Source organism: Marinobacter sp. es.042, from assembly GCF_900188315.1.
GTDB lineage: Bacteria > Pseudomonadota > Gammaproteobacteria > Pseudomonadales > Oleiphilaceae > Marinobacter.
This window is the reverse complement of sequence record NZ_LT897781.1, coordinates 1,229,083-1,245,303: the sequence shown is the minus strand read 5'-3', so window position 1 is coordinate 1,245,303 and position 16,221 is coordinate 1,229,083. Positions and strand designations below refer to the sequence as shown.

The 16,221-nt window shown below is 55.8% G+C and carries 18 protein-coding genes and 1 tRNA gene; 12 read left to right on the top strand and 7 right to left on the bottom strand.

What is annotated here, in order from left to right:
* Positions 1-9: 9 nt before the first annotated feature.
* Entirely contained in the window at positions 10-678 is a 669-nt protein-coding gene (locus CFB02_RS05925; protein ID WP_088557278.1) for a helix-hairpin-helix domain-containing protein, read from the top strand.
* The gene (gene selD, locus CFB02_RS05920) at positions 678-2,954 is read left to right on the top strand and encodes a selenide, water dikinase SelD (protein ID WP_088557277.1); all 2,277 of its coding nucleotides are present in this window, start codon (positions 678-680) and stop codon (positions 2,952-2,954) included. Before CFB02_RS05925 ends, selD begins: the two co-directional genes overlap by 1 nt.
* On the opposite strand, the gene senB is transcribed toward selD, so the two are convergent.
* The gene (gene senB, locus CFB02_RS05915) at positions 2,951-3,937 is read right to left on the bottom strand and encodes a selenoneine biosynthesis selenosugar synthase SenB (RefSeq protein ID WP_088557276.1); all 987 of its coding nucleotides are present in this window, start codon (positions 3,935-3,937) and stop codon (positions 2,951-2,953) included. The genes selD and senB overlap by 4 nt on opposite strands.
* A gap of 171 nt (positions 3,938-4,108) precedes the next feature.
* Here senB and CFB02_RS05910 point away from each other — a divergent pair, with 171 nt between their 5' ends.
* The 4 genes from CFB02_RS05910 to CFB02_RS05895 all read left to right on the top strand — a co-directional run bounded on the left by CFB02_RS05910 (position 4,109) and on the right by CFB02_RS05895 (position 7,846).
* The gene (locus CFB02_RS05910) at positions 4,109-4,975 is read left to right on the top strand and encodes a putative selenate ABC transporter substrate-binding protein (RefSeq protein ID WP_088557275.1); all 867 of its coding nucleotides are present in this window, start codon (positions 4,109-4,111) and stop codon (positions 4,973-4,975) included.
* The gene (locus CFB02_RS05905; RefSeq protein ID WP_088557274.1) at positions 4,975-5,625 is read left to right on the top strand and encodes an ATP-binding cassette domain-containing protein; all 651 of its coding nucleotides are present in this window, start codon (positions 4,975-4,977) and stop codon (positions 5,623-5,625) included. The genes CFB02_RS05910 and CFB02_RS05905 overlap by 1 nt, the downstream gene beginning before the upstream one ends.
* 13 nt (positions 5,626-5,638) lie before the next feature.
* Complete coding sequence (locus CFB02_RS05900; RefSeq protein ID WP_088557273.1) at positions 5,639-7,105, top strand: PhnE/PtxC family ABC transporter permease; 1,467 nt, start codon at positions 5,639-5,641, stop codon at positions 7,103-7,105.
* Positions 7,106-7,240: 135 nt separating this feature from the next.
* Positions 7,241-7,846, top strand: coding sequence for a hypothetical protein (locus tag CFB02_RS05895; protein ID WP_088557272.1), 606 nt, complete (start codon positions 7,241-7,243; stop codon positions 7,844-7,846).
* On the opposite strand, the gene CFB02_RS05890 is transcribed toward CFB02_RS05895, so the two are convergent.
* Positions 7,839-8,150 (bottom strand): hypothetical protein, encoded by a 312-nt coding sequence (locus CFB02_RS05890; protein ID WP_088557271.1) that lies wholly within the window; start codon positions 8,148-8,150, stop codon positions 7,839-7,841. The two genes, CFB02_RS05895 and CFB02_RS05890, sit on opposite strands and share 8 nt — an antisense overlap.
* 89 nt (positions 8,151-8,239) lie before the next feature.
* Positions 8,240-8,701: a hypothetical protein gene (locus CFB02_RS05885; protein ID WP_227519335.1), complete on the bottom strand. Its 462-nt coding sequence runs from the start codon at positions 8,699-8,701 to the stop codon at positions 8,240-8,242.
* 132 nt (positions 8,702-8,833) lie between these two features.
* On the opposite strand from CFB02_RS05885, the gene CFB02_RS05880 reads away from it, so the two are divergent.
* From CFB02_RS05880 to CFB02_RS05870, 3 genes are read left to right on the top strand one after another with little or no spacing between them, the layout of a single operon-like run.
* Positions 8,834-9,754: an ABC transporter ATP-binding protein gene (locus tag CFB02_RS05880; RefSeq protein WP_008171591.1), complete on the top strand. Its 921-nt coding sequence runs from the start codon at positions 8,834-8,836 to the stop codon at positions 9,752-9,754.
* 26 nt (positions 9,755-9,780) lie between these two features.
* Complete coding sequence (locus tag CFB02_RS05875) at positions 9,781-10,542, top strand: ABC transporter permease (RefSeq protein ID WP_008171593.1); 762 nt, start codon at positions 9,781-9,783, stop codon at positions 10,540-10,542.
* Complete coding sequence (locus CFB02_RS05870) at positions 10,539-11,057, top strand: DUF192 domain-containing protein (RefSeq protein ID WP_227519334.1); 519 nt, start codon at positions 10,539-10,541, stop codon at positions 11,055-11,057. Before CFB02_RS05875 ends, CFB02_RS05870 begins: the two co-directional genes overlap by 4 nt.
* A 25-nt stretch (positions 11,058-11,082) precedes the next feature.
* On the opposite strand, the gene CFB02_RS05865 is transcribed toward CFB02_RS05870, so the two are convergent.
* Positions 11,083-11,874 (bottom strand): enoyl-CoA hydratase, encoded by a 792-nt coding sequence (locus tag CFB02_RS05865; RefSeq protein ID WP_088557269.1) that lies wholly within the window; start codon positions 11,872-11,874, stop codon positions 11,083-11,085.
* Positions 11,875-12,063: 189 nt separating this feature from the next.
* Between CFB02_RS05865 and CFB02_RS05860 the strand changes: the two genes are divergently transcribed.
* Together CFB02_RS05860 and CFB02_RS05855 are read left to right on the top strand one after the other, a co-directional pair.
* Positions 12,064-12,942, top strand: a complete 879-nt coding sequence (locus CFB02_RS05860; protein WP_088557268.1) for a DMT family transporter — start codon at positions 12,064-12,066, stop codon at positions 12,940-12,942.
* A 53-nt stretch (positions 12,943-12,995) separates the two neighbouring features.
* Positions 12,996-13,799, top strand: a complete 804-nt coding sequence (locus CFB02_RS05855) for an enoyl-CoA hydratase-related protein (RefSeq protein ID WP_088557267.1) — start codon at positions 12,996-12,998, stop codon at positions 13,797-13,799.
* A 38-nt stretch (positions 13,800-13,837) separates the two neighbouring features.
* Here CFB02_RS05855 and CFB02_RS05850 read toward each other — a convergent pair whose 3' ends face one another.
* Positions 13,838-14,200 (bottom strand): hypothetical protein, encoded by a 363-nt coding sequence (locus CFB02_RS05850; RefSeq protein ID WP_088557266.1) that lies wholly within the window; start codon positions 14,198-14,200, stop codon positions 13,838-13,840.
* Between the two features lie 338 nt (positions 14,201-14,538).
* Here CFB02_RS05850 and CFB02_RS05845 point away from each other — a divergent pair, with 338 nt between their 5' ends.
* On the top strand, positions 14,539-15,114 hold the full coding sequence (locus CFB02_RS05845; RefSeq protein WP_088557265.1) for a PEP-CTERM sorting domain-containing protein: 576 nt from the start codon (positions 14,539-14,541) through the stop codon (positions 15,112-15,114).
* A 125-nt stretch (positions 15,115-15,239) separates the two neighbouring features.
* Here the strand turns inward: CFB02_RS05845 and CFB02_RS05840 are convergent.
* Together CFB02_RS05840 and CFB02_RS05835 are read right to left on the bottom strand one after the other, a co-directional pair.
* Positions 15,240-15,326 (bottom strand) — tRNA-Leu (locus tag CFB02_RS05840).
* 75 nt (positions 15,327-15,401) lie between these two features.
* Complete coding sequence (locus CFB02_RS05835) at positions 15,402-16,043, bottom strand: class I SAM-dependent methyltransferase (RefSeq protein WP_088557264.1); 642 nt, start codon at positions 16,041-16,043, stop codon at positions 15,402-15,404.
* Positions 16,044-16,221 lie beyond the last annotated feature (178 nt).

Sequence of the window (16,221 nt, the reverse complement as noted above, 5' to 3'; positions counted from 1 at the left end):
AGACATTCCATGGCGAAGAAAGCCAAACAGAACGTTGATAAAATCGTGAAAAAGGTCAACAAGGAGTTCGAAAAGACTTCTTCCCAGATCGAAGGCCTGGTGAACGATGCGCTGAAGCAGTTCGACAGCTTGCAGAACCAGGTTCAGGAGCCTGTTCGCAAGCTGCTGAAGGAAATCGACGAGCTTCGCGACCGCGAGATGAAGCGTTTCCACGAAGAGTTTGAGCGTCGCCTGGAAGAGTTCCATGAACTGCAGAGCAGCATTCTTGAGCGGCTTGGGGTGGCTTCCAAGGAAGCGGGTGAAGAGGTCAAGAAGCTCACAGATGAAGTGAGTAAAGAGGCCAGCACGGCAGCCAAGAAATCAGCGCCGAAGAAAACCGCCAAAACAGCTTCCAAAGCCAAAGGCTCAACCAGCAAGCCTGCGGCGAAAAAGCCGGCTGCCAAGAAGCCTGCAGCCAAGAAAGCACCAGCGGCCAAGGCTGCAAAGCCGGTCGACAAGAGTGACCTGACGCTGGTTAAAGGTATCGGTCCGGCCACCGCCAAGAAGATGAAGGACGCTGGCATTACCTCCATCGACCAGATCGCCAATCCGTCTGCCGAAGACCAGGAAAAGCTGAAGGCCTTCTCAAACGTCAAGGGATACAGCCAATTCAGCGCTGAAGCCAAGAAAATCGGCTGATGCGAACGCCTGACCAGCCTGTTTTACGGGACATTGTCCTGATTGGCGGCGGGCACAGCCACGTCGGGGTACTCAGGCGGTTCGCCATGAACCCTGTCCCCGGCGTGCGCTTGACCGTGATCTGCCGCGACACCCACACCCCCTATTCCGGCATGCTGCCTGGCTACGTGGCCGGCCACTATAGCTACGACGACGTCCACATCGATCTGAGCCGCCTGGCGGAATACGCTGGTGCGCGTTTTTACAGGGCCGAAGCCATGGGCATCGACCGGAATCGGAAGCGGGTTATCTGCCGCGGTCGCCCGGATGTGCCCTACGACATACTGTCGATCAATATTGGCTCGTCTCCGCGGGTCAATGAAGTGGAAGGCGCTTCCGATCACGCGGTTCCGGTGAAGCCAATCACCGGCTTCAACAACCGCTGGCTTGCACTGCTCTCTCGTATCGAGAATCACGACGGGCCGCTGGCGGTTGCGGTGGTTGGCGCCGGTGCCGGTGGCGTTGAGCTGACTCTCGCCATGCAGTTTCGCCTGAAGAATGAACTGAAACAGCGTGGTAAAGATCCAGGGCAGCTGCATTTCCACCTCTTTGACGCCGCCGATGAAATTCTGCCAACCCACAATCCCAAGGTGCGTGAGGTTTTCCGAAAAACCCTGTCGAACCGTGGCGTGATGGTCCATCTGGGATCGCCAGTCAGCAAGGTTCAGGAAGGGTTATTGATTACCGAATCCGGCGAAACCCTGCAAACGGACGAAGTGCTTTGGGTAACCCGGGCTGGTGGCCCGGAATGGCTCAAGGACACAGGCCTGGCGCTCGATGATGGCCTGTTCCTGAGAGTACGCGATACCCTGCAAGTGGAGAACGACGACAGCGTTTTTGCGGCCGGCGACATCGCCAACGTAATAAACCACCCCCGAGAAAAAGCGGGGGTATTTGCGGTAAGACAGGGACCTCCCCTCGCCGACAACCTCAAGCGGCTTGCAACTGGCAAGGACCCGAAGGATTTTCATCCTCAGAAGAATTGGTTAGCGCTAATCAGCACCGGGGACAAATACGCTGTGGCCTCCCGGGGAGATCTGCAGTTCGACGGCGCCTGGGTCTGGCGCTGGAAAGACTGGATCGATCGCCGCTTCATGAAGAAGTTCAATGATCTGCCTCCAATGGAGGAAGAATCCAAACTTCCGGATACGGCCGCCGCGCAGAATGCCGAGGAAGCCTCCCAGGCCATTTCGGCGGTTGCCATGCGTTGTGGTGGTTGTGGCGCCAAGGTGGGCAGCACGGTTCTTTCGCGAGCCCTCGGAGAGCTGAAACCCATCGAGCGGGACGATATCCTGATCGGCCTTCACGCCCCGGACGACGCCGCCGTTTTGACAGTACCACCCGGCAAAGCCGTAGTTCATACCGTGGATTTCTTCCGTGCGTTCATTGACGACCCTTACATCTTCGGCAAGGTGGCGGCCAATCATAGTCTGGGTGACGTCTTTGCCATGGGCGCCGAAGCCCAGAGTGCCACGGCCGTTGCCACGGTGCCTTACGGCATTGAATCCAAGGTTGAGGATGTCGTCTATCAGATGATGTCTGGTGCTGTTGAAGTGCTGAACGAGGCAGGATGCGCGCTTGTTGGCGGGCACACCGGCGAGGGCAAGGAACTGGCCCTGGGCTTTGCAGTCAACGGCCTGATCGACCCGGAAGAAGTCATGAGCAAAGGTGGCCTGAAAGCGGGCGATGCCCTGATTCTCACCAAGCCCATAGGCACAGGCACCTTGTTTGCCGCACACGCGAAGCTGGCTGCCAAAGGTCGGTGGATCGACTCTGCACTCGCCTCCATGGTCCAGTCCAACAAAGCGGCGGCTGACTGCCTCAGGAAATTTGGATCAAAAGCCTGTACCGACGTTACCGGCTTCGGTCTCCTCGGGCATCTGGTTGAAATGACCAAACCCTCGGGTGTGGATGCCGAGCTGGATCTCTCTGCCATCCCGATCCTTCCCGGCGCGGAGGAAACAGCAGCAGCAGGGATTCTCAGTTCGCTGCAACCCGCTAACATTCGGTTGCGCCGCGGTATCCGGGATCAGGAAAAGTGGGTAAATCATGCCCGCTATCCCCTGACTTTTGACCCTCAAACAGCGGGTGGCCTGCTGGCAAGCGTTGCGGCGGATAAGGCGGAAGAATGTGTACGGGAACTCAAAGCCCTGGGTTACCCACACGCTGCTATCATTGGGCGAATTAAAGCCCAGGATGAGACCGGCCCGATCGAGCCCATTTCCCTGAGGGATTAACGCCTCTGTGAGCAGTGCTGCATCGCAAGGTGCAGCGCCTGCTCCAGGGACGCCCGCTCCTTCTCTGGTATAAAACGTCCGGCGAGCTTGCCCACCTGTTTTTTCAGCGTAGCGAGAAAACGCGGATCGGTCTCTGAGCGGCACAGTAGTTCGGCCAGTGCCTGTTCGTCTCCCACGGGGAAATATCCGGCATAGTCCCGCCCCAACAAACCGACATTTCCCGGGATATCGGATGCCAGTACCGGTAAGCCAGCCCGGCAGGCCTCCGATACCACGTTTGCGCCACCCTCCATCACCGAGCTGATCACCATTACCTGGCTGTTTGTCATCAACTGCCGAGTGCTGGTTTTATCCAGCTCCCCAAGCCAGTGGAAGCGCGGGTTTTCAGTCATTTCCCGTTCCGCTTTGTGGCGCCACTCGTCCTTGAGGGCCTTGCCGGCGCAAAAAACCTGGATCTTCGATTCCTCCGGCAGCAATCGGGCAGCATAAGCCGCCCGGAGAGCGTCCTTTTCGTCCCGAAGATGGCCAATGACACAAACGCCGAAACTCCCCTTCTTGAGATCCGCTTGCGGCGCCGGAAGGGCTTCCGGCCCTTCGGCAGATTGGTATAGCGTGACCAGCTTGCTGGCGAAACCGGGGGGCATGTCGTGAGCTACCAGATCGTGCAAACCAACAAGTGCATCGGCTACGGACATGGAATATCGGGTATCATCCGGGTACTCGTACTGGTGGTGATAGAGATCCGTGCCGGTGAGCGCGACGATGAGGGGCTTTCCAGGCCAGGTTTCACGGAATTGTCGTATGGCGTAGACACTCCGCCAGGCATGCAGGGCTATAAATGCATCGCAGGGCTCACCGTGGTATTCAGTAACCACCTCGACCGAGTGCCCGGCAGTTTCCAACAAGGACTTCCATCGCTCCGCGGTTGCCCGGTTTCCTGCTTTCGAATCCGGCTGTGCCGGCGTGATCGTTATGAGGTGCATTGTCTTTGATTAAACCCAGCTTGCTGTAAAATGAAGTGTCAGGCCCTGAGCCAATTAAACCCGCAAACCGTAGGGCTGTTCAGAGTTAACCTAAATCAAGGTATCCTTCTGAAGCAGGAGTCGCTCGCTTCAACTCTTCACTGTAAATATCCATTCCAAAAAGGAAAAACCATGACCCACAATCTTATACGGAAATTGCTGATTATTGGTCTCTGTTCGCTATTTGCAGCCACCGCCTCCGCTCAAACGTTCATTTTCACGGCAATACCGGACGAGGATGAAACCAAACTCGTCGAGCGCTTTCGCGGCATTGCGGACTACCTTTCCGAGGAACTGGATGCCGATGTGAAGTACATCCCCGTGAAATCCTATGCCGCTGCCGTTTCCGCATTCCGGAATAATCAGGTGCAGTTGGCGTGGTTCGGCGGCCTTTCGGGCGTTCAGGCGAGATCACTGGTACCCGGCTCGCAGGCAATCGCACAAGGCACTGAGGATCAGGCCTTCTATGTCTATTTTATTGCTCACGAGAGCACCGGCCTGGATCGTCAGGATGGCCTGCCAGAAGAAGTACGTGGTAAGACCTTTACCTTCGGATCAAAGGGCTCAACGTCTGGACGATTGATTCCCGAGTACCACATTCGCGAAACATTTGGCGAGGCACCTGAGGATGTCTTTTCTCGGGTCGGCTACAGTGGCAACCACACTCGCACCCTCCGACTGGTTGAGTCCGGTACCTACGAAGTGGGCGCAATGAACTTCGCGGTCTGGGAAAAAGAACTGGAAGACGGAAACATTGATACCGACGCCGTGAAGGTCATCTGGAAAACACCCGGGTTCCCGAACTACCAATGGAGTATCCGTGGCGACGTGGATGAAAACTACGGCGAAGGCTTTACTGACCGCGTTCGTGAGGCACTGCTCTCGCTTGATGATCCGGAGTTGCTTGAAAGCTTCCCGCGTTCTGATTTTATTCCCGCCTCAAACGACGATTATGAGCCTATTCGCAAAGTAGCGAAAGAAATCGGAATCATTGATTGATGGCAGGCTTTGATCTCTCAGGCCTGACGGCCTCTTTTGGAGGTGAGCGGGTAATCGGGCCCCTCACCCTCAAGGTAAAGGAAGGAGATCAGGTCGCTCTGGTCGGTAAGAGTGGTGCAGGCAAGTCTACTCTTATCCGGCTTATTCACCAGCGAGTGGATGGCCAGTCGTCTCTTGTCCCTCAGGAGCTTGGTCTGGTGAACGCCCTTCCGGTGTTTCACAACGTTTTTATGGGCCAACTCGATAAGCATGCCACCTGGTACAACACTGTTACCCTTGTGCGGCCCTTCAAGCAGGATAGAAAACAGGTTCTGGAGCTTCTGGACGCTTTAAGAATGTCTGAGAAACTCTGGATTCCCACAGCTTCGCTCTCTGGCGGACAGCGCCAACGGGTAGCCATTGCAAGAGCCCTTTATCGCAACGCCCCGGTCTTATTGGCAGATGAGCCCATCTCGGCTCTGGACGGGCCCATGGCGCATCACGTTATGCAATTGCTCCGGGATCGCTTCAAAACCAGTGTTATCGCTCTTCACGATGTCGAAATGGCGATGAAGTACTGTAACCGCATTGTTGGCATACAGAACGGGCAGGTTGCCCTTGATGCGCCTACTGACCAATTGGCGGCCGCAGACATCATGTCGCTGTATTAGGGTCTGTCGCAAGATGCTCTCCTACCCAACGGTTCGCACCAGCCTGATCTTTCTTGCTATTGCACTCGTGGGTCTCCTGTTTGCCGATATTGCGATCACCGCGAACAATCCCTGGCGGGATCTCGGCAACTTTTTTCTGGGTGTACTCACTCCGAACTTTTTCAGCAGCGAGGGCCTTCTTACCGCCTTGTTGCGAACGGTGGCCTTCGCCTTTGTTGGGGTGACCGTTGGCGGAGTTTGCGGATTTTTTTTGGCTCTGGTGTACCGATTCCTCCCGGTGCGGGTGTTTTGCGCGTTCATCAGGGCGATTCATGAGCTTTTCTGGGCTCTTATTTTTTTGCAGTTTTTCGGTTTCCATCCCCTGACGGGCGTGTTGGCGATCGCGATACCCTATTCCGGCATCTTCGCCAAGGTTTACTCCGAGATTCTCGAGGAAGCTGACCCGGAACCAGGCAGGCTCTTGCCACCGGGCACAGGAACCATCGCCGCGTTTCTGTATACCAGAATTCCTGATTGCTGGGTCCAGTTGAGAACCTACACCGCCTATCGCCTGGAGTGCGGGCTGCGTTCGAGTGCCATACTCGGATTTGTTGGCCTGCCAACTCTGGGGTTTTATCTGGAAACCTCTTTTTCCCAGGGGATGTACTCCGACGCCGGCGCAATGTTAATCCTCTTTTACGTGCTCATTGCAACGATTCCCCTTTGGGTAAGACCCAAGTTGTTACCCGTGTATATCGTGGGGGCTCCGTTTTTCCTTGGCGATGGCCTGCCCATCGTCTGGGGTAATGTTGAGCGGTTTTTCACCGAGGATATTGTCCCCAGCCCACTCAGGGATGGAGAGGGCCTCGCGGGCCTTTTACCGTGGCTAAATGAACTGATGGTCGAGCAGGCATTGCCTGGCATATGGAATACTGTGATTCTCACTCAGATTGCGCTGGTGGCCACGGGTATCCTCACGCTGCTAGCGTTCCCTTTGATCTCAAATCACTTTGGCGGCCCGATACGTCGAACCTCCGGCCATATTTTTCTGGTGATTGCCCGATCAACCCCGGAATACATCCTGGCCTACATACTTCTGCAACTCTGGGGACCTTCCATGCTCCCTGCGGTGGTTGCATTGGCCCTTCACAATGGCGGCATCATAGGCCACCTGATTGGCCGGCAAACCAACACGATCCGTTTGAGATCCGATGCCCCCACAGGCTTTAATCGCTATAGCTGGGAACTCGTGCCCCGGATCTACCGATCATTTCTGGCATTTCTGTTCTATCGCTGGGAAATCATCATGAGAGAAACCGCCATCCTTGGTATTCTCGGCATCTACACCCTTGGCTTCTACGTTGATAGCGCTATACAGAGTATTCGGTTCGACCAGGCAATGGTTCTGATCCTGATAACGGCCATGCTTAACATTGGCGTAGACATTCTTGGCCGCTATATTCGCCGCAAACTGGCCTTGCAGACCATGCCCACCTGCTAACCCGCACTGCGATCCCCATCACAGTTCCGTCATTTCGGCCAACGCTAAACCGGTAATTGAGGACCGGTCGGCGGCATTGTTCAGATACACTCCGTTACACTCTGGTCACTTATAGCAACATTCAGAGTTCTGGTGATGATGGTTAACGGGTTGATTCTCTTCACACAGGTCGGGCTGCTGGCGCTGCTTGTCCTGCTGGCTGTTCGGGTTATCTCGCTGGTGCGTTCAGAACCCATCGCAGTCGGTCGCCAGGAAATCTGGCCAGAAACGAAGGACACGGTGCCTAACGACCTGCCCTCAAACAGTTTCGAATGGCCGGTTGCCAGCAGAAAGCCGGTTACTGAGGCAGGTCCGGACCGGGCTGAGCTCATCTCCCGATTGCACATTCTGGCTGGCCTCCAGGAACGGGATTGCCGTGTAAAGGGTCTGGAGTTATCGACCGCACCCGAGACGGTCAAAGCCTATGCCACGGCTTGGCTGTACGGTGCCGGGTGCGCCCTGAGCGACAAAGGCGGTCGGCATTCCGAGGCAGTGGCCGGGATTGTTGCCCAGACCATCAATCGAAAAACGGGGATTCGTCAACCGGAGGCGATGCAGGCGATCAGCACATTAACAGACAGTGCGGTTTATCTGGCTTGCTTCCGGGCGGGTCTGGAAGGTGCGGAGTTCTGGCGATACAACCATTTCGTACCGCCCACGTCGAGTCTTTACGACGCCATTACTGCCAACGCGTTTATTTAGCAGCCTGTCTGTTTGCGGTTTCAAGTGCCCAGTCGGTACCCAGGGGAACGGGTTCTGCATGATCCTGCTCGTCCACTCGGGTTCCGGTTATTTCAGGCCGGCTGAAGCCGCCATCATCCGTATTGGCCATGCTATCTACATCCACGGAACGAACCACATAGGTTACGCCGCCGGCCAGCACTTTCGCACGATGAGTCAGGCCGAAAACAAACCGGCAGTAATCCAGCTTCAGCTGAATCAGATCCTGTTCGGCTTTGCGGATTTTTCTGAGCAGAACCTTCTGAACGCTATCTCCGTAATCCATCACGTTGTCCCTGCAAATGGCGATGAGATGATTTTACACAATCCCGTACCGTTGTCAGCCGACCAGATGCCGGTTCAGCTGTCCCTGTGCTATTCGGCCTGGAAAACCAGCTTAACCGGGATGTTTTCGATGGGTTCCTGGCCCTGTTGCAGATCAATGCGCCAGGTCATTGTGCCATCCACGGTGCAAAACGGGGCTGTGAAACGGGCGGAGTACTGGTTTTCCGCCTGTTTGCCGAGTGGCACAGGGTACTCGCCCATGTACATGGACTCGCCCCGGAGAACAGCCAAAAAGCGTTCCGGACGCTCCGGCGTGGCAACGGTAAGCTGGTATTCGGTGCCTTGAGCGCCCAAGCCCACGGTGTTGAGGGCTACCTGCCAATCTCCTGCCCCGTTCGACCATTGGCATGGACCGCTTTCCAGCAGATCACACGGAACGGTCTGGCTTTCTCCGCTGGACGTTTCGTCAGTGTCTCCGAGCAGGCGCCAACCGAACACACCGGCAACAACCACGGCCAGAATCAATCCTGTAACAGCAATAGCGCGTAACATAACCGCCTCCCGAACAAACCCGGCCGGCATTATGGGGTTTTCTCCGGCCGAGGCAAAGGTTTCTAAACTGGCGCTACTCATGAGAAAATACTGCGCCTTCAATTCGACCCATTCTGACCACAGGACACGCCCGTGCAGCCGGATATTTCCGTTAAGCACCTGAGCAAGGTATATGGCGACGGTTTTCAGGCCCTGAAAGACATTAACCTGGACATCCGCCGTGGCGAGATCTTCGCCCTCCTCGGCCCCAATGGCGCCGGCAAGACCACGCTCATCAGTATCATCTGCGGTATCGTCAATGCCTCCTCCGGACAGGTAACGGCCGCCGGTTACGACATTGTCAAAGATTACCGCAAGGCCCGCGAGACCATCGGCCTGGTGCCTCAGGAACTCAACACCGATTCATTCGAGACTGTCTGGAATGCCGTTTCCTTCAGTCGTGGGCTATTCGGCAAGGCGCCGAAACCTGCGCACATCGAGAAAGTCCTGAAAGATCTTTCTCTCTGGGACAAGCGCAACAACCGGATCATGTCTCTCTCCGGTGGCATGAAGCGCCGCCTGATGATTGCCAAGGCGCTCTCCCATGAGCCCCAGATACTGTTCCTGGATGAGCCCACGGCCGGCGTCGACGTTGAGCTGCGCCGGGACATGTGGGAAATGGTGCGCAAACTTCGGGAACATGGCGTGACCATCATCCTCACCACCCACTACATCGAAGAAGCCGAGGAAATGGCGGATCGCATCGGTGTCATTCGCGGTGGCGAGATCATTCTGGTCGAGGACAAGGCCCAGTTGATGACCAAGCTGGGCAAGAAAGAGTTGCGACTGCAGCTGCAGCACAAACTGGACAAGGTGCCCGGTGAACTTACTTTGGAGCCGATAGAGCTGTCAGAGGATGGTTACGAGCTGATATACACCTTCGATTCCCAGCGAGAGCAGGCAGGGGTAACCCGCTTGCTCCGCACGCTTGGCGATCTCGGTATCGAATACCGAGACCTTCAAACCCGGGAAAGCTCCCTTGAAGAGATTTTTGTCGGCCTGGTGCACGAATAAAACTGCTGGCTATTCTGGAGAAATGCATGAACCTGTACGGTATCCGCGCAATCTACAATTTTGAAATGGCCCGCATGAAGCGCACTGTGATGCAAAGTGTGCTCTCGCCGGTTATCTCCACCTGCCTGTATTTCGTGGTGTTCGGCTCAGCCATCGGCTCGCGGATGGGCGACATCGACAACATCGCCTACGGCGCTTACATCATCCCCGGCCTGGTGATGCTGTCGCTGCTGATGCAGAGCATTTCCAACGCCTCCTTCGGGATCTACATGCCCAAGTTCTCGGGCACGATATATGAAGTGCTCTCTGCACCGGTCTCCTATGTGGAAGTGGTGCTGGGCTATGTCGGTGCTGCTGCTACCAAGTCCATCATCCTTGGGCTTATCATCCTGGCGACCGCCAAGTTCTTCGTGGACTACGACGTACTGCACCCCTTCTGGATGCTCTCCTTCCTGGTGCTTACCTCGGTGACCTTCAGCCTGTTCGGTTTCATTATCGGCATCTGGGCCGACGGATTCGAAAAACTCCAGATCGTGCCGATGATGATTGTCACACCGCTGGTTTTCCTTGGCGGTACCTTCTATTCAATCGACATGCTGCCAGAGGTCTGGCAGACGGTGAGCCTGTTCAATCCGGTGGTTTACCTGATCAGCGGTTTCCGTTGGGCGTTTTACGGCGTGTCTGACGTTCATATTGCCATCAGTGTGGGGATGACCCTCGTGTTCCTCACGGCCTGCATGGTCGGCATCTGGTGGATTTTCAAGACCGGCTACCGGTTGCGCTCGTGACCTTCGCGTCAAGCCCTGTTCGGGGGGCTGGAATCTGGGCCCTCCTTGCAGCCAGCCTATTGCTCTACGGCTGTTCCTCAGGCATTGCAGCGCCTCAGGACGGCCTGCCGGTTGTCGAGGCCTGCTTTGTGTCTGCGTCGGGCGTGGTGCCAGTGACACTGGAGGTTGCCAGCACTTCCGAGCAACGCCAGAAAGGACTGATGGGCCGTACATCCATAGCAGCCGATGCCGGAATGCTGTTTAAATACCGCGAGCTGAGATCAGCCAGCCACGGGTTCTGGATGTACAAGACCCTGATTCCCCTCGACATCGCCTACCTGAACGAGGATGGCGAGATTGGCAGCATTCGCAAGATGGTGCCCTGCCCCTTGGCCAGCGGCTCCGGTTGCCCCACCTACCCGGCCGGTGTGCCATTCATCGAGGCCGTGGAGATGAACGCCGGCTTTTTCCTGGAACATGGAATCGGAACGGGCGACCGGCTTGCCATCGGAAACGTCAATTGCCCGGCAAACTAGGCCGGGCAATGTCTCAGCAACCGGTTCAGCTGTCCTGCCACTCTGGCTTACGCTTCTCCAGAAATGCGCAGATACCTTCCTGGGCATCGTTCGCCATCATGTTGTCTGCCATCACCTTTGAGGTGTACTCATAAGCGTCCTCCAGCGGCATTTCCAGTTGCCGGTAGAAGGCTTCCTTACCAATCTTCAGAGTATGGCCGGACTTGTCGGCAATGGTACGCGCCAGCTTGTAAACCATTTCGTCAAGGTGCTGCTCATCAACAATCTGATTGACCAGTCCGATGCGCTCGGCCTTCACGGCACCAATCATCTCACCGGTCAGCAGCATTTCCATGGCGTGCTTGCGTGACACATTCCGGGACAGCGCCACCATCGGCGTGGAACAGAACAGCCCGATATTCACGCCAGGCGTCGCAAACCGGGCGGTATCGGCCGCCACGGCCAGGTCGCAGCTGGCCACCAGCTGGCAGCCGGCGGCGGTCGCAACACCTGCAACCCGCGCAATCACTGGCCTGGGCAGGTTCACGATCTGCTGCATCACCTTGCTGCACTGGTTAAACAGCGCCAGCTGGAATTCATGGCTATCAAACTGCTCACGCACTTCCCGGAGGTCATGTCCGGCACAAAACACGTTGCCATGCGCCGCAAGGACGACAACCCGCGTTTCCGAATCGGAGGCGATGATCTCCAACTCCTCAGACAACGCCTCAAGCATGGCCATGGAAAGGCTGTTTTTCTTCTCCGGCTGGTTCAGTGTAAGCGTGGTAATGCCATTTTCGCTGTACTTGTGCACCAGTTCTTGTGTTTGTTCAGTCATGTGGACACTCCATTTGAATCGTTGCTGCACCGGGCATTCTGGAAACTTACCCAGAGTATTGCTGACTGCGTCTATACTGTCGAAGCGACTTTTGTAGGATGCTCAGTTTTCAAAGAGCATCCAGCCGCTGCCGGAACAGGACAACCCATAAATTAACCGAACCACCACACCGGAACAGGCGAAGCCACGTTGCAGACTACGAGAATCAAAGGACTGACCATCTCAGCTCTGGGCGTGCTGTTTATCGTGCCCGATGCGTTGCTGGTGAAAATCACCTCTGTGGATCCTGTGGTCTTTCTGTTCTGGCGCGGCCTGTTACTGGCGATCAGTTTTTTTGTGATCAGCTGGGCGCGATACCGTTCCCGGCTGGTGCCTGAAATTCGAAAATGCGGCCGTAAAGGCCTGTTCTGTGCCGGTGCCTTTGCCATCAGTACACTCGGGTTTGTGGTCGGCATGAAGAACACAGCTGCGGGCAATGTGCTGGTCATCCTGAACACCGCGCCGGTCATCGCGGCCGTGATTGCCTGGGCGGTCTGGAAAGAGACGTTGCCTCTTCGCACCTGGGTGGTCATTCTGGTGTGCGTCACCGGCGCCACCTTCATGGCCGTGGGCGAATTCGGCAAGGGCGACCCACTGGGCCTGCTGATGGCCGTGGTTGCCGCCACTGCCCTGGCCTCCAACCTCAACGTAGCGCGCTCCAAACCCGATAGCGATATGAGCGTGATGCTCATGTTCGGCGCGCTGGTGCTGGCAGGTGTGGCGGCATTGCTTGGGGGTGCGCAGATGCCCTCGGCCCGTGATTTCTTCTTTATTGCCCTGCTCTGCCTGGTGTTCCTGCCCACCGCGTGCATCCTGATCCAGATTGGCCCCCGCTATATTCCGGCGGCGGAAGTCAGCCTGATGCTGCTTCTGGAAACCGTGTTCGGGTCTTTCCTTGTTTGGCTCTTCCTCGGCGAAGTACCGCCAAAGCTCAGCCTGGTAGGCGGTGTTATTGTATTCTCCGCCCTTGCGGTGCACGGCTGGACGGAAGTAAGCCGGTACCGAAAAGCGCGGGTGGCAGTTGATTAACCCGGTTCCCGCGCGCGAAGATACGCGCTGATCAAAAACAAGGAACCGCAACAATGACCACCGTACCCAAGCTCACCGATGCCCTGTTAACCCTCGAAAACCGCGTCGCCACGCTTACTCTGAACCGTCACGACCTGCGCAATGCGCTGACCGGCTCAAACCTGATCGACGACATCGTGACCACCGCGGAATGGGTGAACCAGTGCGAAGACGTGTCGGTACTGGTGATCACCGGCGCGGGCTCTGCGTTCAGCGCCGGCGGCAACATCCGGGACATGGCCAACCGCGGTGGCGATTTTGCCGGTGACGTGGCCGAATGCGCCGACCGTTACCGTAAAGGCATCCAGCGCATTCCCCTGGCCCTGCAGAATGTGGAGGTGCCCATTATCGCCGCGGTCAACGGTCCCGCCATCGGCGCCGGCTTCGATTTAGCCAACATGGCGGATATCCGCATTGCCTCGGAAAGCGCAAAGTTCGGCGAAACCTTTCTTAACCTCGGAATCATACCGGGTGATGGTGGCGCCTGGTTCATGCAGCGCCTGATCGGTTACCAGCGCGCCTTCGAGCTAACGCTCACCGGGCGGGTAATAGATGCTACCGAGGCAAAGGAGCTGGGCATTGTTCTGGAGGTGGTGCCAGCGGACGAACTGATGAACGCCGCTAATGCCATGGCAAGCCGCATGGCCAGCCAGCCACCGAAAGCCACTCGCCTCACCAAACGCCTGATGAAAATGGCACCGAGGATGGAGCTGAAGGATTTTCTGGATGTGTGCGCCAATTTCCAGGGCATGTGCCACAACGAGCCGGAGCACCTGGAAGCGGTTAACAAAATGCTTGAAGCAATGTCGAAAAAATAGTGGCAGGGGCCAAATGGCCGCCTATCCAACAGACGGGGCTATTGCCCCGTAAAAACCTTGAGGTCGAGCTCTTTCTCCACCTGCCTTGCAATCGTCTCGTCAGAAAGACTGAAAGCCACATGGAACCCCTTTTCGGTCTCGATACCACCATCATTGATGATGGAAACCACCTGCGCAGGATCTGTCAGTTCACTGACATCTTCGACCAGCGCTATCTGATCATCGTCCGAAAGCAGACTGTTTGCCGCTTCAATCGCCGACGAGGCACCCTGGCCGGGTGATGCCGTACACACAATCATTCTGGCCTGCCCCACTGGCGTTACTATCAGCCTCTTGGCTTTCTCGATGGGATCGTTCACATAATCTGCGATTTGCTTACCGATAGCTTCAACTTCGGCCATGGCGTTCCGTCTCCTCGTGCGGAAAACATTGAGTTAAAGCTTACGGCAGGCGTAAGAGCTTCGATCACTTGCTTTCAGACCTGGAGAATCAGGTCAATTGACTGGTTCTCTGTCATTGCTTTATTGGGACCAAAATCCCCACAAACTGAGGGAGTGTCGGAATTCTTTACGTATTTGAGATGGCGCTTTGCTCTAAATGAAAAAGGTTTTTCCATCTATATGTTTTCCATAGTTATTTTCTTGTCGGCGTAATAAATGCTTGGTTAAGGCGCCACTGAAGCGTAATTCGCTTCCGTCTGGCAAAAGGAATAATTCACCGGAGAACTAAGGGAAAGCATATGAAGACACTGAGCCTAATAGCAGCAACAGCTGTACTCAGCTTTACATCCGCCATTGCACACGCAATTCCTTTCATGTCCAGCCTCGGGGACGAATGCGTTGGATGTACTCTTTCTGGGCAAACAGTCGGAACCTATGTCGATCCTACCGGCACAGCTCTTGATGGGGCAGACTGGATACAGGATCAGGCTAGCTGGTGGGTCGATAACGCGGGTTACAGGATTTGGGAGGAAGACCTCAACAAAACTGGCACAGACGCGATCATCCACTCATTGTTTGTCTCCTACGATGACGATCTGATAATCAAAAGCAAAGGCCAAACGATCTTTGACTCTGAAGACTACAACATCAGCTCTCCGTGGACGAAGGTTATCGACGTCGTAGATCTGTTGGGCGGGTCCCCTCTTATTGCAGGCGATGGGAGACTCAACTTTTATGTAACCAATAGTGAAAACTACGCGACAGGCGTTATCTGGAAAGGTGAGGCAAAGAGTGTTCCTGAACCCGGCACCCTTGCTCTGTTGGGACTTGGACTCTCAGGTCTCGTCGTGGCGCGTCGAAAAAAAATGCAATGATCGCCATTTGGTGTCAGTGAGGCCAGCCCCCGGGTTGGCTTTTCTCGTTTAAGAACCTCGGAAACGATAACTATCTGAGACTGGAAGAGCACTGATTACCGGCGCGCTTCGGAAGGTTACAAAGGTGGTGCTCCGGGCCGGAATCGAACCGGCACGACCTAACGGTCGAGAGATTTTAAGTCTCTTGTGTCTACCAATTTCACCACCGGAGCATTCGGGGAAGGTTTTGACGGGCAGAATTGTATAAGTCTGCGTGGGGTAACGCAATTCGGATTCTGCCCGCACTATCAGGCTGCCGGGCTGGTCTCTAGCGGGTTGATCGCCCTGCCCTTATAAATGTATCCCGCGATTTTCGGTGCCTTGGGGATGTAAAGGTTTTCCAGTTCCTGAATTTCAAAGCCGGCGTGACGGATCAGGTCTGCGATGTGTCGGTTCAGGTGGCAGCCGCCGGCCAGCTTTTTCCAGCCCGGGGTGATGCGGTTTTGCCATTTTCTCGTGTCATCGTGGGGCGATTCGCCGTGTTCCAGGAACAGGAGTTCACCGCCGGGTTTGAGGACTCGGCGCATCTGTTGAAGAGCGGCGTTCCAGTCGGGGATCGTGCACAGCGTGAAGGTCAGCAGAACGGTGTCCACGGAGTTGTCGTCCAGAGGGATTTTCTCCCCGGGCAGATCCAGCCATTCTACCTTTATTGGAGTTTTGGCAAGGTTTGGCAGGGCCTTTCTACGCATGCCTTCTGAGGGCTCCAGGCCGTACACCATATCGACGTTGTGGGCGTTGTAGAATTCCATGTTGATGGCGGAGCCCATGCCCACCTCCAGGACGACACCTTTGGCATGGGGAACCACCTGGCTACGAAGTTTCATCACCTGGCCCATTGAGCAAGCCCGGTCTATGATGTGAGGCAGTATTCTGTCTTCGTAAAAGCTCATCGGCATCACCATAATTGTTTTAAATCAAGGGTGCGACAATCGGCCCTATCGAAAGTGCTACTTTATTTAGTAGCATAGTAACCATCTGCCGGTAATAACAATATAACAATCAGAGCTAAGGCAGCGGCTGAACGGGTTCGCTGGGCCCGTTTGTTATGATGTGATCGTTACCGGAGGG